The following is a 19,196-nucleotide window of genomic DNA, read 5'->3' as shown; positions in this document are numbered from 1 at the left end:
ATATATCATTCTTTTTGCTTGTTTTGTTAGGCGCCGCCGCAGGTCTGGCGCTGGGTGAGGCCTTTTCCGACGACGGTACCGATACGTCAGGCGACACGCCCGTCGGTGACGAGGACACGGGCGAGATCGTCAGGGTCGATACCGCCCTCGGCTTTATCGGATCAGACGAGGCGGATGTCTTCACCTTCGATCCCGAAGCGCGCGGCGCCGTGGTCACATCGATCGACGCAGGTGCAGGCGATGACATCATCGACCTTGCGTCGCTTTTCGGCGATCCGGCGCTTGTTGGCTCAGACGTCCAGGGCGGCGCGGGCGATGACCTGATCGAAGTGCAGGGTGATCTGCCAACCCAGGACGTGCAGATCATCGTGAGTGCGACCGGGCTGACCTGGGGCGATGTCACCTTCTCGGACCAAGCCCCTGCCACATTGACGGTGGCCTGAGCCCGGGCCGCCCTTCCCTTCCCAGCCATCCCGCGCCACACTCTTCGCAAACTGGAAGAGGCGCGCGCCCGTGAATGACGACTCCAAGACCCTCAAGAAGCTCGACACCCTGATCCGCCACACCCGGCAGAACACCCTGATGACCGAGCGCCTCCTCGCCCATCAGGTCTTCCAATCCCTGCCCGACGACAAGACCGTCACCTTTCCCCACCGGGGCGAGACGATCCGCTTTCATGTTCCCGACGGCTGGCTCGATGCCGTGCAGCGCATCATCATGCTCAACCGCACCTTCTACGAGGCCGCTCTACTGGAGCGGGTGCGCGAGCGGGTCAGCCCCGGCACCACCTTCGTCGATGCGGGCGCCAATATCGGCAACCACACCGTCTATTTCCTCAAACTCTGCCGCGCCGCCCATGTCCATGCGTTCGAGCCGATGCCCCACATGCAAGCCATTCTGCAACGCAACGCGGACCTCAACGGCACGGATAGAGTGACGGTGCATCCCTTCGGTCTTGGCGCCACCGCCTCCACCGCCGATGTGGAAATCTTCAACCCCGCCAACCTCGGCTCTACCACCCTGCGCGCCAGCCTCAACGCGGGCACTGACGGGGCCATTCCCATTCGCCCGCTGGACGCCTTTGACCTGCAAGACGTGGGGTTCATCAAGATCGACGTCGAAGGCATGCAAGACGCCGTCCTGTCCGGCGCGCGCGACACCATTGCCCGGTGCAAACCGGACCTGGTGATCGAGGCCTTTCAGCGCGGCGATGAGCGTGAGAAGACAGAGGCCGTGCTGGCCGACATGGGCTACCGCGTGGACGAGATCATCGGGCACAACATCTGGGCCGTGCCCGCCTGAGGGCGCGTCACTTGGGCTTGCGCAACATCTCGATCGCCACAGACTCGGTCGAGAAGCAGATGTAGCGATAATCGTCGTCTTTCAACGTCTCTTGCAGGGCCTTGTATTCATGGTGGCGCCAGCCGGGGTAGCCGTAAAGCTCATCGAACAGGATCACACTGCCCTTGCGCAGCCGCGACTTGATCGCGCCCATCGCGTAGGCAGTCGGCGTGTAGGTATCCATATCCATATGAACAAAGGCAAAGGGCCGCTTGCCGGTATCTTTCAGGTAGCCCGGCAGCGTGTCCTGCACCCAGCCTTTGACCAGCGTCACGTTGTCGGGCACCGGCGGCAGGTCCCCCGATTGCGAGAACGCGCCCGCCTCTCGCCCCGATTGGATGCCGGTCCAATCCTCTTCCAACCCCTCGAAACTGTCGAAGCCGGTCATCTCCAGGCCATGGGGCTTCAACGCCTCTCCGAACAGGCGACATCCTTCGCCCCCTGCAACGCCAAGCTCCACATACAGGCCGTCGGCCATCTCGTTGCGGATCGCCCGCTTGATCGCATACTCGCGGTTCTTGTCCTTGTTCCGGAACAGCATCGACTGTTCCATATGCTCTTTGAAATGCTCAAAACTCTCCACCTTGGAGGCTTCCGTAAGGTACCCGATGGGATTTCCGCCTGCCATTCGCCTGCTCCGCCTGATAAACGGGTTCGCGCCCGCGTTTTCGTTGCGGCGTACTCAACACGCAGTTGGGCCTTCAATCAAGGGCGGTGCTATTCCCAGCGGTAATTGAAGCTGACGCTGATGCGGTCGTCTTCATCCATGTTCATTGGCACTTCGTGGCGCAGCCAGGATTCCCACAGCAGCACGTCACCGGCCTCGGGGCCGGGGTAGACGAAGGCGCGCAACTCTTCGCGGGCGCCCACTTTCCGCGTCGGCGCGGCCATCATCATCGCATGGCGCGGGTCCTCCAACTTGATGGAGCGTGCGCCCGGTGGCACCTGCACATAGGTCGTGCCCGAAATCACCGAATGGGGATGGATGTGGCTGGAATGCGTCCCGCCTTCGGGCAGGATGTTGATCCAGATGTCTTCCAACACCAACTTGCGCCCGTCCAGATCGAACTCCAGATCCTCCGCGAAGGCCGCCACATGGGCGTCAAGCGCCGTGACGATGTCGGCGAAGATCGGGAACCGCCACGGCAAATCCGTGAGCGACGCATAAGAGGTGTAGCCGGGAAACCCGTTCTCCTCGCACCAATCCTGGCCCGCGCCGTCATCCTCGGCGATCGAGATGCAGCTATCGGCCAGTTCGTCAGGGTCAACGGCGGGACCAAGCTCTGCCAGCTTGGCGTGGTAAAGGCGGGTCACGAAGAGGGATTTGATCAAGGCCATGGCGCGGGTTGTAGGGCGGGGGTCCGCCCACTGCAACGGTTTGGAAACTTCTTGGCGCTATGCCGTTGGGGCAGACCTTAACGCGAGGCTTGGCCAGAATGGCGCTTCAGATCTTTCGGGCGACAGCCCTTCTCCTTGGCTTGTGGGCCGGAGCGCTTGTTGGAATGGCCCGGGCAGACGTGGCGCCGCTGACGACGATGGTCGCGGCACCCCTTTTCGGCGGGGCGACGGCGGGCGGCCCCACGCCCGCCTCCTCCTCTGGCTCGCTCTTTGCGGGCAATGGAACCGGGTTCTTCGCCCCCCTGCCCCCGCGTGCCCGGGCGGAACCTGCGGTGCCGCGCGCTCTGGGTTCCCAAGGGGTCGCTCCTGACAATCCCGTCGCGCAACTGCTGTCCCTCATCGCCCGGGTCGAGGCAGGCCGCGAGGGCTATGACGCCGTCCAGCACGGCGCGCGCATCCGCCCCCCTGCGCCCCCCACGCAGATGACACTGGGCGAGATCTACACCTGGATCGCCGAGACCCCCGGCCAACCCCACGCCATTGGCCGCTACCAGTTCATCCCCCCCACCCTGCGCCGCGTGGCAGGCCTTCGGGGCTACGGCCCCGAGACGCGCTTCACGCCCGCGGTGCAAGACAGCCTCGCCCTGATCCTCCTGGAAGACGCAGGCCTGCGCACGTTCGAGGCGGGCACCATGCCCCGCACCCGCTTCATGCGAAACCTCGCCCGCATCTGGGCGGGCCTGCCGCTCCCCAACGGACAGTCGTTCTACGAGGGCTACGCCGGCAACCGCGCCGCCATGTCCTGGGCCGAGTTCAGCGGCGGCATGGCGCAGATCTGGCCAGCGGGGTAGGCTGAGCACGCCCCGGTTTAGGTCTGGGCGGGAACCGGAAAGTGGAGACCATGCCGAACCATGTCAGTCTCGATGCGGCCGCAGGTCTTCTTGTCCGGTCACGACGCATCGCCGTCGTCGGTGTCTCGGGAGCGGGCAAATCGACGCTCTCACAGAATATCGTCGCTCGCCTTGGCCTGCGTTATGTCTCGCTCGACCGCGACGTGCGCTGGCTTCCGGGGTGGGAGGTACGCCCCCGTGACGCGCAGCGCCGCCTACACGATGGTTTCGTCGCAGAAGAGAATTGGGTGATCGACGGCACCACGATCGGGTTGATGGACACACGCCTGTCGCGCGCCGATCTGCTGATCTGGCTGCGCGTGCCCCGGCGGATCGCCCTGACAGGGGTGTTGCGCCGCGTGCTGAGCAGCTACGGCCAAACGCGGCCCGACATGGCCCCGGGCTGCCCAGAACAATTTCCCGATCGGGAATTCCTGAATTGGATCTGGACCTTCGAAAAACGCCAATGCCCCCGCCTGTTCAGTGCGATCGACCAGCACGCGCCAGACCTGCCGGTCGTGACATTGACCTCGCGCGCCGATGCCGCCCGCTTGCTGGCAATGCTCAATGAAGAAAGCCCCCGGCGCTAACCGGGGGCTTCTTAAATCGCGTTTCGTCCGACGCGGTTTGCGCGTCCTTCGACCTTACCAGTCTTCGCGCACCACGGTGCGGGTCTTGACCGGAAGCTTCATCGCGGCGAGGCGCAGCGCCTCACGGGCGATGTCTTCGTTCACGCCGTCGATCTCGAACATGATGCGGCCGGGCTTCACTTTGCAGGCCCAGAAGTCGACCGACCCTTTACCCTTACCCATACGCACTTCGACGGGCTTGGAGGTGACGGGCGTGTCCGGGAAAATCCGGATCCAGACGCGACCCTGACGCTTCATGTGACGCGTCATGGCCCGACGGGCGGCTTCGATCTGGCGCGCAGTCACGCGCTCTGGCTGCAGAGCTTTCAAGCCGTAGGTGCCGAACGTGAGGTCCGAACCGCCTTTGGCTTCGCCGCGAATGCGGCCCTTCTGCATCTTGCGGAACTTTGTCCGTTTAGGTTGCAACATTTGTCAGACCCTCTCAGCGATCACGGCGCGGGCGCGAGGCCCCACCGCTTTCCTGAAGCTCCTGCTGGCGACGGTCATGGGCAGACGGGTCATGCTCCATGATTTCACCTTTGAAGATCCAGGTCTTGATACCGATGATGCCATAGGCAGTCTTCGCCTCGGCATGTGCATAGTCGATGTCGGCGCGAAGGGTGTGAAGCGGCACGCGGCCCTCACGATACCATTCGGTCCGCGCAATCTCGGCGCCGCCAAGACGACCCGCGACGTTCACCCGGATGCCGAGCGAGCCCATCCGCATGGCGTTTTGAACCGCCCGCTTCATGGCACGACGGAACGACACACGACGCTCCAGCTGTTGCGCGATGCTTTCGGCAACCAGACGTGCATCCAGCTCGGGCTTGCGGATCTCAACGATGTTGAGGTGCAATTCGCTGTCCGTGATCTCGGAAAGGGCTTTGCGCAGGCCTTCGATGTCTGCACCCTTCTTGCCGATGATCACACCCGGACGTGCCGAATGAATGGTCACGCGGCACTTCTTGTGCGGACGCTCAATGATGATCTTCGAAATACCGGCATCGCCAGCAGGACGCTTGTCGCGCTTTGCGACAAAATCCCACCAACCATTCTTGATGTAATCGCGGATCTTGATGTCTTCCAGCAGCAGGTCACCATAGTCCTTGGTGTCTGCGTACCAGCGGCTGTCCCAGGTCCGGTTGACCTGGAGACGCATACCGATGGGGTTAACTTTATGTCCCATTACGAAGTCTCCTCGACCTGGCGAACCTTGATCGTCAATTCAGCGAACGGCTTGAGAATCTTGCCGAACCGGCCACGGGCACGCGGACGTCCACGCTTCATGGTCAGGTTCTTGCCAACCCAGGCTTCCACGACGACAAGCTCGTCGACGTCCAGACCGTGGTTGTTCTCGGCGTTTGCGATGGCCGACTGAAGGCACTTCTTCACGTCAACGGCGATGCGCTTCTTGGAGAAGGTCAGGTCCGTCAGGGCCTTTTCAACCTTCTGGCCACGGATCAGGCCAGCAACAAGGTTCAGCTTCTGCGGGCTGGTCTTCAGCATCCGCAGTTTGGCCATCGCCTCATTGTCCGCAACGCGGCGGGGGTTCTTATCCTTGCTCATTTGCGCTTCGCCTTCTTGTCGGCGGCGTGACCATAGTAGGTCCGCGTGGGCGAGTATTCCCCGAACTTCTGACCGATCATGTCTTCGGTGACGTTGACCGGAATATGCTTGCGGCCATTGTAGACACCGAACGTCAGACCGACGAACTGCGGGAGGATGGTAGAGCGGCGCGACCAGATCTTGATGACCTCGTTGCGACCAGACTCTTTGGACTTTTCGGCCTTCTTGAGGACATAGCTGTCAACAAAAGGACCTTTCCAGACTGAGCGGCTCATATCTTAGCGGCCTTTCTTCTTGGCGTGACGCGAGCGGATGATCAGCTTCTGCGACGCCTTGTTCTTGTCGCGGGTGCGACGGCCCTTGGTGTCCTTACCCCATGGGGTAACAGGTGTACGACCACCGGACGTCCGGCCCTCACCACCACCATGGGGGTGATCGATCGGGTTCATGGCAACACCACGCACCGACGGACGCTTGCCCATGTGGCGGACACGGCCCGCTTTACCAAGGTTCTGGTTCGAGTTGTCGGGGTTGGACACGGCACCAACGGTGGCCATGCACTCCTGACGCACGAGGCGCAATTCGCCCGAGCTCAGGCGGATCTGAGCGTAGCCGCCATCACGACCCACGAACTGAGCGTAGGTGCCAGCGGCGCGGGCAATCTGCCCACCCTTGCCGGGCTTCAGCTCGATGTTGTGGACGATCGTACCGATCGGCAGGCCCGAGAACGGCATTGCGTTGCCCGGCTTGATGTCGGCCTTGGCCGACGCGATGATCTTGTCACCCACGCCAAGGCGCTGGGGTGCCAGAACGTAGTTCTGTTCGCCATCCTCATAGCGCACCAGCGCGATGAAGGCGGTCCGGTTCGGGTCATATTCGATCCGCTCGACCGTGGCCGAGATGTCGAATTTCTTCCGCTTGAAGTCCACGATGCGGTAAAGGCGCTTTGCCCCACCACCAATGCGACGTGCCGTGATCCGTCCGGTGTTGTTCCGTCCGCCCTTCTTCGTCAAACCCTGCGTGAGGGCCTTGACGGGACGACCTTTCCAAAGCTCCGAACGGTCGATCAGTACCAGCCCACGCTGGCCCGGCGTCGTCGGCTTATACGACTTGAGTGCCATGTTCACTGTCTTCCGTTTGCTTGACGGGCCCGCTTGTGGCTGACCCGGATGTTATAGGCCCCCGTAGGTGCCCGGTTAGATGCGGCTGTTCGGTGAAACCAAACGACCAAAAACAGAGCCCCGGACGAATCCGGGGCTGTGCCGATGGGGTCTGTTAGGGGGTGTGGGGGTGGGGGTCAAGGATGAGTTGTTGGCATTGCAGGCTACAAACCCATCCAAGACCTAGAGTGATGCTCGGCGCATCTTGCGTTTCAGACGTTGTGCTATTCTATGAGGGCATGCTCATAGACATTTTCGCCCGGCGTTACGAAGATAGACCACTTCGCGAGAGCTATGAACAACACGATAATCGACTTCTCGTTCAAGCGTTTCGTATTCTCTCCGAGGACATCTGTCCATACTACAAAGATGGCAAGGAATTCCCCTACGGAGTAACTTTTTGGATCGATCTGCACAGCCAGCTGTCACGCGAGCTTGGCGTGACAGAACTCTCACCGATTTGGTACTCTTACAACACGAAGTGGAACGGGAAGGATCACGTCCAGACGGGTAAGCATACCATGATCCACGTTTGCGAAAGTTGGATGTTAGCGCCAGTTTCGGCTTCGCCAGATGTCCACATCAAAGAGCGGCTAAGCTTGGTTGAATTGGGATTCCGACAGAAAGAAGAAGAAATCACCGCTAGAAACTCATCCCCGATCACTGACGCTGAACGCCTAATTGCGTCACTTTCTGACAGTAAGTTGAGAGTTCCAGGGGGCCCTCATGCGGGAGCGCGCGCATGGCGTGAGGCCCAAACGGCAGATTTTCGAAAGAACGTCGATGAGTTGAACACCCGGCTCCGCCAAGCAGGATATCGTTTGAACTACCACAACGGCTTTATACAGATCGCATCAGATGACTTAGTTCAGTTGGAAGTCGAAACTCCGTTTTGGCAACTGATCTCTGATCCTCTTTGGAAGAACATCGATTTAGACATGAAGGAAGCGCTGGACCGTCGAGATAGCGATGGTCGAGATCCTGCATTCTATGCTGCAAGAGCTTTAGAAAGCGCAATCAAGATTGTCTCCGAACGAAATGGCTGGACGCATTGCGGTGAAAAAGGAGCACACGGCTTAATCAACAACCTTGCCTCAAGTAAGAATGGCTTCTTGGAACCTTGGGAAGGCAACGTACTGAAAGATTTCTTCACCCACGTTCGAAATCCGTTTGGACACGGACCCGGTGGGGCAGACATGCCAGAACTGTCGCGACCGCAAACACAATGGGCGATAGAATTTAGTATGAGTTGGATCAAAAATCTGATCCTCCGACTATAGCGCTCACCGGAAGAACCACTCGGTCCAATGTAACGAATGCTTGTCTTCATCAAACAACAGGCGGCAGCCCAAACCCCTTAAAGTTCCTGATGAAGTGAGTTAGGTCCCAGACCGAACTATCCAACCCGCCCCCCCCAAAAAAAAAGCCCCGACCACTTCACAGCAGCCGGGGCTCTCAATCTCAACCGTAAGCGCTCTAACTTACAGGCCGGTGCTCACGTCGATCGTGTTGCCCTCTTCAAGCGTCACGTAGGCCTTCTTCACGTCTTTCCGCGTGCCCAACTGGCCCCGGAAACGCTTGACCTTGCCCTTGGTGATGGACGTATTCACGGCCTTCACCTTCACACCAAAGACGGCCTCGACGGCCTCTTTGATCTGCGGCTTGTTGGCAGCGATATCGACTTCGAAGGCCACGACGCCATTCTCGGACGCCATCGTGGTTTTCTCGGTGACCAGCGGCTTGCGGATCACGTCGTAATGTTTTGCGTCAGCGCTCATTTCAACCGAGCCTCCAGTGCTTCGACACCCGCCTTCGTGATCACCAACGTGTCACGCTTGAGGATGTCATAGACGTTCGCGCCCATGGACGGCAGCACATCGAGACCCTCGATGTTGCGTGCGGCCTGGGCGAAGTTTGCGTCCACGTCCGACCCGTCGATGATCAGCGCACGCTTCCAACCCATCTCCTTCACCTGCTTGGCGAGGGCAGAGGTCTTGGCGTCGTCCATGGCGATGGACTCGATGATCACCAGGCGGCCTTCTGCGGCCTTGGCGGACAGTGCGTGCTTGAGCCCCAGCTTGCGGAACTTCTTCGTCAGCTCGTGACCGTGGCTGCGCGGCGTCGGGCCCTTGTAGACACCACCCCCGCGGAAGATCGGAGCAGAACGCGCGCCGTGGCGTGCGCCACCCGTGCCCTTCTGGCGATAGATCTTCTTCGTGGAATAGCTGACCTCACGGCGCGTCTTCACCTTGTGGGTGCCGGCCTGCGCGTTGTTGCGCTGCCAGCGAACGACGCGGTGCAGGATGTCGGCGCGTGGCTCAAGGCCGAACAGCGCCTCGTCCAGGTCGACCGAACCAGCTTTGCCGCCGTCGAGTTTGATAACGTCGAGTTTCATGCCTCGTCATCCTTCTGCTCAGCTGCTGCGTCGGCCCCATCATCGGTGGCGGGGGTCTCGGCTTCAGCGGCTTCCATGGCGGCCTGCTCGGCTGCTGCGGCTTCTGCGGCGGCGGCTTCTGCTTCGGCTGCGGCGGTTGCTGCGGCTTCTTCAGCTGCTTTCGCGGCTTCAGCGGCGGCGGATGCCAGGGCCGCGGGCAGAATGGCGGCGTCCGGGAACGGCTTCTTGACCGCGTCCTTGACCGTCACCCAACCGCCCTTCGATCCGGGAACAGCGCCCTTGATCATGATCAGACCACGGTCGGTATCGGTGCGCACAACCTGAAGGTTCTGCGTCGTCACCTTTGCCGCACCCATGTGACCTGCCATCTTCTTGCCTTTGAAGACGCGGCCGGGGTCCTGACACTGACCGGTAGAGCCGTGCGACCGGTGCGAGATCGACACACCGTGCGACGCGCGCAGACCACCAAAGTTGTGCCGCTTCATGGCACCCTGGAAGCCTTTACCGATCGAGGTGCCCGTGACGTCCACGTACTGGCCCTCGAAGTAATGGTCGGCGATGATTTCCTCGCCCACATCGATCAGGTTGTCGGGGTCGACGCGGAATTCCACAAGCTTGCGCTTGGGCTCCACGTTGGCCTTTGCGAAGTGACCGCGCATGGGCGCGCTCGTCCGCTTGGCCTTCGCCGTGCCCGCACCCAACTGAACGGCAGAGTAGCCGTCGCTGTCGGATGTTTTCTTGGCAACAACCTGCAATTTATCCAATTGAAGAACGGTCACAGGGATCTGCTTGCCGTCTTCCATGAAGAGGCGGGTCATCCCGACCTTCTTCGCGATCACACCAGAGCGCAACATATCAGGTAGCCCTCCTTAAACCTTGATCTCGACATCCACGCCAGCCGCGAGGTCGAGCTTCATCAGCGCGTCCACGGTCTGGGGGGTCGGATCAACAATGTCCAAAAGACGCTTGTGCGTCCGGATTTCCCACTGATCGCGGGACTTCTTGTCCACGTGCGGGCCACGGAGAACCGTGAACTTTTCGATCTTGTTGGGAAGCGGGATGGGCCCGCGAACCTGTGCGCCTGTGCGCTTGGCGGTGTTCACGATTTCCTGCGTGGAAGCATCGAGAACCCGGTAGTCAAACGCCTTCAGGCGAATGCGGATATTCTGGCTAGTAACTGCCATTCTATCACCCTTCAGATAGGGTCTAGATCGGAGAGGAGGACAGCGGCTCATCCGGCACCCTCATCGCGTCTTTATTTCTGGGCGCCGTGGTGGCGCTCCGATCCAACGAAAGAGGGCGCACGCATCGGTGCACCCCGTTGGATAGCGCGCGTATAGGCGGAGTCGGAGCGGGGGGCAAGGAGATTTCGAAAACCACCGTGTTTACGAAATCAGTGCGCAAGGTCATGTCGCTTGCGACGTGACAGCGGCACCCGGGTGCAGATGTTGCGTCGTTGAGTGAGGCTCTGAATGGCAGCCAAATCAGGGCAATAAATGAAGGCCGTCCTGCATCAGCCAAATCGCCGAGTCCAGAACAGGCATGTCGTTAGAGCGGCGGCAGTGCCGCTGGTAACTCACATGGCCCGTGCTCTACCGCAGCAATGTCACTCTATCTCAATATGGAAAATCTCGAACCCGTCGCAAAGCTCAGAGCCAACGACCGCTATTTCTCGGTCTGACAGACATGCTCGTACAGTACCCGGAAATTCATAGCTCTTTCGTTCGCACGCGCAAGAGCTGACGTTTGGAAGTGGCGGGCCTCAGGGTTGATAGCGGCCTCGATGTCAAGATCATGTCCCAAAATTGCGACGGTTACGCTCGCAGAGCGGAGATACTGAAAAAAGATCGTGCGCGTATCGGCGGCCGCCAGAGCCGGGCGGTACCAATTGTGGATGTAGACAGTGCCATCTGAGCGGGCCGCCAAGCCGCCAACTGATGGGTCGTCCGTAGCGGCAACGATGGTCAAATCGGTACATTGTAGCGGATACACGTGCCTTTCTGGAGCGACCGGGCGAAGCGTCCGACGTCTCCATGCACACGCAGCACGACGAGAAGGGCAACCCGGAATCCCACACCGTGAATGTGACGACGTGCAACAAGGATGACGAAGTCATCTCGAGCACGAGCATCACGAACAACGCTGATGGCACCCGAACGGAAACGACGACCAGCGCCGACGGCAGCCGGGTCCAGAAGACATTCGACAAGGACGGCAAGCTGGTCAGCACGACAGAATATCCCGCCTCCGACGATGAGGCGAAAGATACCCCGGAGGAAGGCAACGGCGAATTTTGGGATGTGGACATCATCTACGGCGATCATCCGGACATGGTTCAGTCGTCGGACATGGTCGCGGATTTGAAGATGGCGATGGAGATGGATCCCGCGCTGGAAATGTACGTCGATCACTTCGATTTCATCATGTAACCGCCGCCGGGACCCGGGATCGCGCGCCTGCCCCCTCCTCCGTCTCAGCGCGTCGGTGACGCGCCAATCCGTCCTCGCAGCGGTTTTGCGTGGGCGGTTAATGGGAGGTTAACGGAATCGGGAATTTGTTTTTCTTCAATGGCTTATGGACTTGCTCAAGCTTGAGCAGGTTTGAGCAGGCACAAAAAAGGCCCCCACTGGTTGGCGGGGGCCTTTCTTTATCTCAACCGTGCGGGTCGGCAGGTTTTGGCTCACCAAAACCGCCTTTTCCCGCCGTTCGCAAAAATTATTCAATAATTTTTGCAACCACACCAGCACCAACGGTCCGGCCACCCTCGCGGATAGCGAAGCGCAGGCCGTCTTCCATCGCGATCGGGGCGATCAGCTCGACGTTGAACTTCAGGTTGTCGCCCGGCATCACCATCTCGGTGCCCGCGGGCAGCTCGACCGTGCCCGTCACGTCCGTCGTGCGGAAGTAGAACTGCGGGCGGTAGTTGGCGAAGAACGGCGTGTGACGGCCCCCCTCTTCCTTGGTCAGGATATACGCCTCGGCCTCGAACTTCGTGTGCGGCGTGACGGAACCGGGCTTGACCAGAACCTGGCCACGCTCAACGCCTTCACGGTCCACACCACGCAGCAGCGCGCCGATGTTGTCGCCCGCCTCACCACGATCCAGCAGCTTGCGGAACATTTCCACGCCCGTGCAGGTCGTCTTCGAGGTGTCGCGGATGCCCACGATCTCGATCTCGTCGCCGACGTTGATCACGCCACGCTCGACGCGACCGGTCACAACCGTACCGCGACCCGAGATCGAGAACACGTCCTCGATCGGCATCAGGAACGGCTGGTCCACGGCGCGCGCGGGCGTCGGGATGTACTCGTCCACGGCCTTCATCAGCGCGGTGATGGAGTCCTTGCCGATCGCATCATCGCGGTCTTCCAGGGCGGCCAGCGCCGAGCCGGGGATCACGGGGATGTCGTCGCCGGGGTAGTCGTAGGAGGACAGCAGCTCGCGGATCTCCATTTCCACCAGTTCCAGCAGTTCCTCGTCGTCCACCTGGTCGACCTTGTTCATGTAGACGACCATGTAGGGGATGCCGACCTGACGGCCGAGCAGGATGTGCTCACGCGTCTGGGGCATCGGGCCGTCGGCCGCGTTCACGACCAGGATCGCGCCGTCCATCTGGGCGGCACCGGTGATCATGTTCTTCACGTAGTCGGCGTGGCCGGGGCAGTCGACGTGCGCGTAGTGGCGCGTGTCCGTCTCGTACTCCACGTGCGCCGTCGAGATCGTGATCCCGCGCGCGCGCTCCTCAGGGGCCGAGTCGATCGACGCGTAGTCCTGAAAATCGCCATACTGCTTCGTGATCGCCGCCGTCAGCGTCGTCTTGCCGTGGTCAACGTGCCCAATCGTGCCGATGTTCACATGCGGCTTAGAGCGTTCAAACTTTTCCTTTGCCATGATGGCCTCCTTGAAGTGTCTCGCGCATCCATTCGGATGCGCATGGGTGGGGCGGGCGGGAAATCCGCCCCGCCGCTTAGGCGTATTTCGCTTGGATCTCGTCCGAGATGTTCTGCGGAACGGGCTCGTAGTGGTCGAACTGCATCGAGAACTGCGCGCGGCCCGAAGACATGGAGCGCAGCGTGTTGATGTAGCCGAACATGTTGGCCAGAGGCACGAAGGCGTCGATCGCGATGGCGTTGCCGCGCGTATCCTGACCCTGCACCTGACCACGACGCGACGTCAGATCGCCGATGATGCCACCGGTGTAATCTTCCGGCGTGATCACCTCGACCTTCATGATCGGCTCCAGCAGTTTGGCGCCCGCTTTCCGCATCCCTTCACGCATGCCCATCCGAGCTGCGATTTCGAACGCGAGAACCGAGGAGTCCACGTCGTGGAACTTGCCGTCCAGCAGTTGCACCTTGAAGTCGATCACGGGGAAGCCCGCAAGCGGACCGCTGTCCATGACGGACTTGATGCCCTTCTCGACGCCGGGGATGTATTCCTTCGGCACCGCGCCACCAACGATCTTCGACTCGAACGAGTACCCTTCGCCCGGCTCGGTCGGCTGGATGAGCAGCTTGACCTCGGCGTACTGACCCGAACCACCCGACTGCTTCTTGTGCGTGTAGGTGTGCTCGACCTCGTGGCCGATGGTCTCCCGGTAGGCCACCTGCGGCGCACCGATGTTGGCTTCGACCTTGAACTCGCGCTTCATGCGGTCGACGAGGATGTCGAGGTGAAGTTCGCCCATGCCACGCATGATGGTCTGGCCGGACTCGAGGTCCGTTTCGACGCGGAACGAAGGATCTTCTGCCGACAGACGCTGCAGCGCCATCGCCATCTTCTCCTGGTCGGCCTTCGTCTTGGGCTCGACCGCGATCTCGATCACCGGCTCGGGGAACGTCATGGTTTCCAGAACGACGGGGTCGTTCTTGTCGCACAGCGTGTCACCGGTCGTGGTGTTCTTCAGGCCACCCAGCGCGATGATGTCGCCGGCGAATGCCTCTTCGATCTCTTCGCGGTTGTTGGAGTGCATCATCATCATCCGACCGACACGCTCGTTGTTGCCTTTGGTCGAGTTGATCATGTTGTCGCCCTTACGCAGCTGACCGGAGTAGATCCGGACAAACGTGAGGGAGCCCACGAAGGGGTCGTTCATGATTTTGAACGCAAGACCCGAGAACGCCATGTCGTCGTCGGCGCGGCGGGGGATGTTACGGGTTTCCGTCTCATCGCCGGGCTTGAAGCCCATGTAATCAACCACGTCGAGCGGGCTCGGCAGGTAATCGACCACGGCGTTCAGCAGGGGCTGTACACCTTTGTTCTTGAACGCCGAGCCACCCAGGACCGGCACGAAGGCCATGGCGAGCGTGCCCTTGCGCAGCAGGGCGCGCAGGGTCGGCACGTCAGGCTCGGCACCATCCATGAGGTAGTTTTCCATGGCGTCGTCGTCCATTTCGACGGCAGCCTCGATCATCTTGGCACGCCACTCGTTGGCCATGTCCTGAAGCTCGGCACGGATCGGCGCCTTGATCCAGGATGCACCCAGATCTTCGCCTTGCCACAGCCACTCTTCCATGGTCACGAGGTCGATCAGACCTTCCAGCTCGGTCTCTGCGCCGATCGGGATACCGACGGGCACGGCGCGGGCGCCGGTGCGGTCCTCGATCATGCGAACGCAGTTGAAGAAGTCCGCGCCGATCTTGTCCATCTTGTTGACGAACACCATCCGAGGAACCTTGTAACGGTCGGCCTGGCGCCACACCGTTTCGGTCTGCGGCTCCACACCGGCGTTGGCGTCCAGCACGCAAACGGCGCCGTCAAGAACGGCCAGCGAACGCTCGACTTCAATGGTGAAGTCAACGTGGCCGGGGGTGTCGATGATGTTCAGACGGTGCTTTTCGGAATCGGGCTCTGTGCCGTTTTCGGTCCGCTCCCAGAATGTCGTGGTGGCAGCCGAGGTGATCGTGATGCCCCGCTCCTGCTCCTGCTCCATCCAGTCCATGGTGGCCGCACCATCGTGCACCTCACCAATGTTGTGGGATTTGCCTGTGTAGTACAGAATCCGCTCGGAACAGGTGGTCTTGCCCGCATCGATGTGGGCCATGATTCCGAAGTTCCGGTAGCGCTCGAGGGGATAATCGCGTGCCATGGGGGTGTCCTAAGACTAAAGTTTGAAACGTTTTGTGACCCCCGATACGGGGATCACGGGTTCGCTTACCAGCGGTAGTGGCTGAACGCACGGTTGGCGTCGGCCATCTTGTGGGTGTCTTCGCGCTTCTTCACAGCGGAACCACGCATGTTGACGGCATCGACCAACTCACCGGCCAGACGCTCTTCCATGGTATTCTCATTGCGCGAGCGGGACGCGTTGATCAGCCAACGAATGGCCAATGCTTCACGACGCTCGGGGCGCACATCGACGGGCACCTGGTAGGTGGCACCCCCCACACGGCGAGAGCGAACCTCGACCGCGGGTTTGATGTTTTCGAGGGCTTCGTGGAACACTTCCACGGGGGCCCGCTTCAACTTGCCTTCAACACGATCAAAGGCGTTGTAAACAATCCGCTCAGCGACGGCTTTCTTGCCGTCGATCATCAGGTTGTTCATGAATTTGGTCAGGACCATATCGCCAAACTTGGCGTCGGGCAGGACCTGGCGTTTTTCGGCGGCGTGACGACGCGACATCGCTCAATCCTCTTCTTATTTGGGGCGCTTGGCGCCGTACTTCGAACGACGCTGGCGACGGTCTTTGACGCCTTGCGTATCGAGTACACCGCGAAGGATGTGGTAACGCACACCGGGAAGGTCTTTCACACGACCGCCACGGATCAGGACAACAGAGTGCTCCTGAAGGTTGTGGCTTTCACCGGGGATGTAGCTGATGACCTCGAAGCCATTGGTCAGACGCACCTTGGCGACTTTCCGCATGGCCGAGTTCGGCTTCTTCGGCGTGGTGGTATAGACGCGCGTGCAGACGCCGCGCTTCTGCGGGCAGCCTTCCATGTGCTGGGACTTGGAGCGCTTTACTTTGGGCTGCCGCGGCTTGCGGATCAGCTGTTGAATCGTTGGCATGGGGTCTCCCCGGTTTGCTCATCTTCACATCTGGCGCCCCATGCGCGGCCAAACCGCACGGACAACACCAAAACCGCGAGTGTCCCTTCCCTACCTGGAGGACGCCGCGGTCGAATTTCCAGAGGATCAAGGCGATCAAATTGCCCGGATCGTGGCCACTCAGAACTGTAGTTTGGCATTACGGGACACAAGGTGCGTCCTAGCCAGATGCGCGCCGTATAGGCGGAGTCTCGGGGGGTGTCAACAGCACCCACCCCCTAGCGGGCCAGCGCCTTCCATTCAGCCTGGAACGCAGGAAAATCAATGGCGAAGCGACGCTCGATCATGGGCGCAATATCCTCGTCCTTGAACGGGATCGGTTGGCCCGCCCCGAAGGGCGTCTTGGCGTCGTTATGGGCGTGATCGCCGCGGATGAACATCAGGCTGTCGGTCAGGTTCACGAAGGGCACCCTTGCCCAGATCTTGTGGTGCGGGAAGTCCATCACGATGGCCTCGTCGTCGGGCTTGAGGTAGATCGCCAATCCCGCCGACCAGCAGTGCGTGTTCAGCAGGTGCGGTTTGATCGACCCGTCCTCCTGCGCCTCCAGCACCATGCCTTTGCCGTGGTCCAGCGCCACGCGCCCGTGAAAATTCGCCAACCGCGCAACCTTGCCCCAGCCGCGGCGCAGTTGGTGCACGTAGTCGACCGCGACGGCGTCATCGTCATCCAGCCGGAACTCTGCCACCACGGCCCGGTTGAGGTCCCGCCCGCCCCACATCACATCCCGGCAAATGGCCCGATGATCGCCCGGCTCGCGCCAATGGGCCTTGACCTGCGGCACATCCGCGATCGCTGCCTCAACGCGGGACCGCCACGGATCGGGGAAGTCCTCCCCCAACAGCAGGTGCAGGGTGAAATCCTTGTCCGATTGCGCGCGCAAGGGCGGCAGGAAGATATGCTCGAACCACAATGTCCGCTCGTCCAGCCGCTGACGCGCATAAAGCGCCGCGCGCCGCTCTTCCAGGCTGGTGTGGTATTTCTTGAATCCCCCCGTACAGGGGAACGAGAACCGGCACAGCCCCTGGATCAGAACGCCCTCAGCCATCTTTCACCTGCCTTTCCCGGATCAGCGTGAACACCCCCGTCGCCACCACGATCGCCCCGCCTGTCAACGCCAGCGCATTGGGAAACTCGGCGAAGAACACCCACCCCAGGACCAGCGCGAAGACAAGTGAGGTATAGCGGAACGGCGCGGTCACGGCGACCTCTCCGACGCGCATGACGAGGATGGAAAAGACATAGCCGCCGATGATGAAGCACGACGCCAACGTCAATAGGGCGAAGTGTGTCGCGCTGGGGCGCACCCACTCCTCTGTCACCGACATCACGCCCCCAAACAGGCAGATCGCAAGTGCGGTGACGACCGCGATGGTCATCGACGGCAACCCGTCTGAAAAGCTGCGGGTCACAAGGTCCCTTCCCGCGACAAGGACAACCGTGATCAGCGCCAGAAGCGAGTAGATGTTGAACCCCGCCGCCCCCGGCTGGACGATCAGCAAGACACCGAAGGCCCCGACGCATATGGCGCTAAGCCTGCGCCAGCCGACGGGTTCCCGGAAAAAGAGCAGCGCACCAAGGGTCACGGCCAGCGGCAGCGCCGACAGGATCGCGGTGGCATTGGCGATCTGCATGTTCACCAGCGCGGTCAGGAACGTCACCATGGCGATGATCTCGAACAGGGTGCGCAGCGCCAGCTTGCCCCGATCCCCGCGCGGGATGCGGAAGCTCAACTTGCCAAAGGCCGCTACCGTCGCCGTCAGCATCACCGTCGTCAGAAGCCCGCGCAGAAAGACGATCTGGAACAGCGGCAAATCCTCGGCAAGCAGTTTCACGACGGTGTCGTTCAACGTGAAGGCGGCCATGGATCCCATCATGAAAAGGGACCCCTTGAGGTTCGGGGTCATTCCGCCTCGCCGTCCACATCGTCGTCCATCTCGGCCCGCGCCGCTGCCGCCAGCTTCCGCGCCATGCCCGAGCCCTCTTCCTGCAACTTCTTCATCATCGGCAGAAGCCGCTTGGGGTTCAGCCCGAAGCGTTCGCGAAACAGTTTGCGCGCCTGCCAATCGGGCAGTTGCCGCGCGCCGGGCGGGATGGAACGGTCACTGTCGTTATGGCCATGCAGCGTGCGCACGAACATGTATTCGTGCGGGTCGATCCAGCAGCGCGCATTGCACGCCAGCTTGCGGTGGTTCCAGCGGTAGATGTTATGCTGGCTGTCGGGGTGGTGGATCATCGCGGCGGCCAGCCCAAGGGGCTGCGGTTCCGAGTAGTCCCAGAACTGGTCTTCGTCGCGCTTCATGTCCCAATAGATGCCGCGGTGGAAACACACGGCGGCGGGCACATCTTTCGTGGCCCACCCCAGCTTGATCAGGGTGTCAGACACCTCTCGCGTCCGTTCAATATAGTCGATCCCGACGGCGTCGTCGTCATCCAGCCGGAAACCCGTGATGAAATCGGCCTCTTCATCGTCAAGGCCGCGCCGGAACGCGCGGCGGGTAGAGTTCAGCGGACCGGCAGCTTCCAGCGTGGCGATGCGCAGGAATGGATATTTTTCCGCCAGCCGCTTCAAACGCTTGCGGAAATGGAACGGCATCGTGTCGCCGATCAGGGCGACGAGCACGAAATCAGGGTCTGTCTGCACGGCCAGCGACGGCAGGCAAATATTCTCGAAATAGGCAAAACGGCGTTGCATGCGACCCGGCGCATAGAGCGTCTTCGCGGCCTCTTCAGCGCCGCCTTTCAACGTGCGAAAACCCGCATCACCGAGGTAGGAGAAACGGCACACGCCGATGATCTTGTTCACAACGCCCATGAAACGCCCCTACC

The 19,196-nt window shown here is 61.0% G+C and carries 24 protein-coding genes; 6 read left to right on the top strand and 18 right to left on the bottom strand.

Annotated features, from left to right (window positions below):
- The first annotated feature begins 14 nt into the window (after nt 1–14).
- Nucleotides 15–443, top strand: coding sequence for a hypothetical protein (locus KUL25_RS18220; RefSeq protein WP_257894206.1), 429 nt, complete (start codon nt 15–17; stop codon nt 441–443).
- A 70-nt stretch (nt 444–513) separates the two neighbouring features.
- Nucleotides 514–1,302: an FkbM family methyltransferase gene (locus tag KUL25_RS18215; RefSeq protein ID WP_257894205.1), complete on the top strand. Its 789-nt coding sequence runs from the start codon at nt 514–516 to the stop codon at nt 1,300–1,302.
- 7 nt (nt 1,303–1,309) lie between these two features.
- On the opposite strand, the gene KUL25_RS18210 is transcribed toward KUL25_RS18215, so the two are convergent.
- Together KUL25_RS18210 and KUL25_RS18205 are read right to left on the bottom strand one after the other, a co-directional pair.
- Nucleotides 1,310–1,969: a class I SAM-dependent methyltransferase gene (locus KUL25_RS18210; protein ID WP_082916680.1), complete on the bottom strand. Its 660-nt coding sequence runs from the start codon at nt 1,967–1,969 to the stop codon at nt 1,310–1,312.
- Nucleotides 1,970–2,058: 89 nt separating this feature from the next.
- Complete coding sequence (locus KUL25_RS18205; protein ID WP_257894204.1) at nt 2,059–2,679, bottom strand: TIGR02466 family protein; 621 nt, start codon at nt 2,677–2,679, stop codon at nt 2,059–2,061.
- A gap of 164 nt (nt 2,680–2,843) precedes the next feature.
- Here KUL25_RS18205 and KUL25_RS18200 point away from each other — a divergent pair, with 164 nt between their 5' ends.
- Together KUL25_RS18200 and KUL25_RS18195 are read left to right on the top strand one after the other, a co-directional pair.
- On the top strand, nt 2,844–3,530 hold the full coding sequence (locus tag KUL25_RS18200; RefSeq protein ID WP_257894203.1) for a lysozyme family protein: 687 nt from the start codon (nt 2,844–2,846) through the stop codon (nt 3,528–3,530).
- 50 nt (nt 3,531–3,580) lie between these two features.
- Complete coding sequence (locus tag KUL25_RS18195) at nt 3,581–4,159, top strand: AAA family ATPase (protein ID WP_257894202.1); 579 nt, start codon at nt 3,581–3,583, stop codon at nt 4,157–4,159.
- A gap of 54 nt (nt 4,160–4,213) precedes the next feature.
- On the opposite strand, the gene rplP is transcribed toward KUL25_RS18195, so the two are convergent.
- Genes rplP through rplB form a run of 5 tightly spaced genes read right to left on the bottom strand, consistent with a single transcriptional unit; the run spans nt 4,214 to nt 6,885 of the window.
- Complete coding sequence (rplP, locus tag KUL25_RS18190) at nt 4,214–4,627, bottom strand: 50S ribosomal protein L16 (RefSeq protein WP_219002450.1); 414 nt, start codon at nt 4,625–4,627, stop codon at nt 4,214–4,216.
- 13 nt (nt 4,628–4,640) lie between these two features.
- Nucleotides 4,641–5,384 carry a 30S ribosomal protein S3 gene (rpsC, locus tag KUL25_RS18185; RefSeq protein ID WP_257894201.1) on the bottom strand — a complete coding sequence of 248 codons (744 nt, stop codon included), beginning with the start codon at nt 5,382–5,384 and terminating at the stop codon, nt 4,641–4,643.
- Nucleotides 5,384–5,764, bottom strand: a complete 381-nt coding sequence (gene rplV, locus KUL25_RS18180) for a 50S ribosomal protein L22 (RefSeq protein WP_068360998.1) — start codon at nt 5,762–5,764, stop codon at nt 5,384–5,386. The genes rpsC and rplV overlap by 1 nt, the downstream gene beginning before the upstream one ends.
- A complete protein-coding gene (gene rpsS / locus KUL25_RS18175; protein ID WP_011453714.1) occupies nt 5,761–6,039 on the bottom strand; it encodes a 30S ribosomal protein S19 in 279 nt (92 codons plus the stop codon). The genes rplV and rpsS overlap by 4 nt, the downstream gene beginning before the upstream one ends.
- Nucleotides 6,040–6,042: 3 nt before the next feature.
- Complete coding sequence (rplB, locus tag KUL25_RS18170; RefSeq protein WP_257894200.1) at nt 6,043–6,885, bottom strand: 50S ribosomal protein L2; 843 nt, start codon at nt 6,883–6,885, stop codon at nt 6,043–6,045.
- Nucleotides 6,886–7,163: 278 nt separating this feature from the next.
- On the opposite strand from rplB, the gene KUL25_RS18165 reads away from it, so the two are divergent.
- On the top strand, nt 7,164–8,204 hold the full coding sequence (locus KUL25_RS18165; protein WP_257894199.1) for an AbiJ-NTD4 domain-containing protein: 1,041 nt from the start codon (nt 7,164–7,166) through the stop codon (nt 8,202–8,204).
- Between the two features lie 201 nt (nt 8,205–8,405).
- Here the strand turns inward: KUL25_RS18165 and KUL25_RS18160 are convergent, their stop codons facing one another.
- From KUL25_RS18160 to rpsJ, 4 genes are read right to left on the bottom strand one after another with little or no spacing between them, the layout of a single operon-like run.
- Entirely contained in the window at nt 8,406–8,702 is a 297-nt protein-coding gene (locus tag KUL25_RS18160; RefSeq protein WP_068361009.1) for a 50S ribosomal protein L23, read from the bottom strand.
- Entirely contained in the window at nt 8,699–9,319 is a 621-nt protein-coding gene (gene rplD / locus KUL25_RS18155) for a 50S ribosomal protein L4 (RefSeq protein WP_068361011.1), read from the bottom strand. Before rplD ends, KUL25_RS18160 begins: the two co-directional genes overlap by 4 nt.
- On the bottom strand, nt 9,316–10,173 hold the full coding sequence (rplC, locus tag KUL25_RS18150; RefSeq protein WP_257894198.1) for a 50S ribosomal protein L3: 858 nt from the start codon (nt 10,171–10,173) through the stop codon (nt 9,316–9,318). The genes rplD and rplC overlap by 4 nt, the downstream gene beginning before the upstream one ends.
- Before the next feature lie 15 nt (nt 10,174–10,188).
- Nucleotides 10,189–10,503, bottom strand: a complete 315-nt coding sequence (rpsJ, locus tag KUL25_RS18145; RefSeq protein WP_257894197.1) for a 30S ribosomal protein S10 — start codon at nt 10,501–10,503, stop codon at nt 10,189–10,191.
- Nucleotides 10,504–11,352: 849 nt separating this feature from the next.
- Here rpsJ and KUL25_RS18140 point away from each other — a divergent pair.
- The gene (locus KUL25_RS18140; protein WP_257894196.1) at nt 11,353–11,748 is read left to right on the top strand and encodes a hypothetical protein; all 396 of its coding nucleotides are present in this window, start codon (nt 11,353–11,355) and stop codon (nt 11,746–11,748) included.
- Between the two features lie 286 nt (nt 11,749–12,034).
- On the opposite strand, the gene tuf is transcribed toward KUL25_RS18140, so the two are convergent.
- The 7 genes from tuf to KUL25_RS18105 form a co-directional block, all read right to left on the bottom strand.
- A complete protein-coding gene (tuf, locus tag KUL25_RS18135; protein WP_257894177.1) occupies nt 12,035–13,210 on the bottom strand; it encodes an elongation factor Tu in 1,176 nt (391 codons plus the stop codon).
- A 76-nt stretch (nt 13,211–13,286) separates the two neighbouring features.
- Complete coding sequence (gene fusA / locus KUL25_RS18130) at nt 13,287–15,407, bottom strand: elongation factor G (protein ID WP_257894195.1); 2,121 nt, start codon at nt 15,405–15,407, stop codon at nt 13,287–13,289.
- A 65-nt stretch (nt 15,408–15,472) separates the two neighbouring features.
- Entirely contained in the window at nt 15,473–15,943 is a 471-nt protein-coding gene (gene rpsG, locus KUL25_RS18125; RefSeq protein ID WP_257894194.1) for a 30S ribosomal protein S7, read from the bottom strand.
- 15 nt (nt 15,944–15,958) lie between these two features.
- Complete coding sequence (gene rpsL / locus KUL25_RS18120) at nt 15,959–16,330, bottom strand: 30S ribosomal protein S12 (protein WP_068356087.1); 372 nt, start codon at nt 16,328–16,330, stop codon at nt 15,959–15,961.
- 257 nt (nt 16,331–16,587) lie between these two features.
- A complete protein-coding gene (locus KUL25_RS18115; protein ID WP_257894193.1) occupies nt 16,588–17,415 on the bottom strand; it encodes a putative rhamnosyl transferase in 828 nt (275 codons plus the stop codon).
- Nucleotides 17,408–18,274: a DMT family transporter gene (locus KUL25_RS18110; protein WP_257894192.1), complete on the bottom strand. Its 867-nt coding sequence runs from the start codon at nt 18,272–18,274 to the stop codon at nt 17,408–17,410. The genes KUL25_RS18115 and KUL25_RS18110 overlap by 8 nt, the downstream gene beginning before the upstream one ends.
- Nucleotides 18,271–19,182, bottom strand: a complete 912-nt coding sequence (locus KUL25_RS18105) for a putative rhamnosyl transferase (protein ID WP_257894191.1) — start codon at nt 19,180–19,182, stop codon at nt 18,271–18,273. The genes KUL25_RS18110 and KUL25_RS18105 overlap by 4 nt, the downstream gene beginning before the upstream one ends.
- Nucleotides 19,183–19,196 lie beyond the last annotated feature (14 nt).

This window comes from Gymnodinialimonas phycosphaerae (genome assembly GCF_019195455.1).
GTDB lineage: Bacteria > Pseudomonadota > Alphaproteobacteria > Rhodobacterales > Rhodobacteraceae > Gymnodinialimonas > Gymnodinialimonas phycosphaerae.
This window is presented reverse-complemented; position numbering and strand designations above follow the sequence as displayed.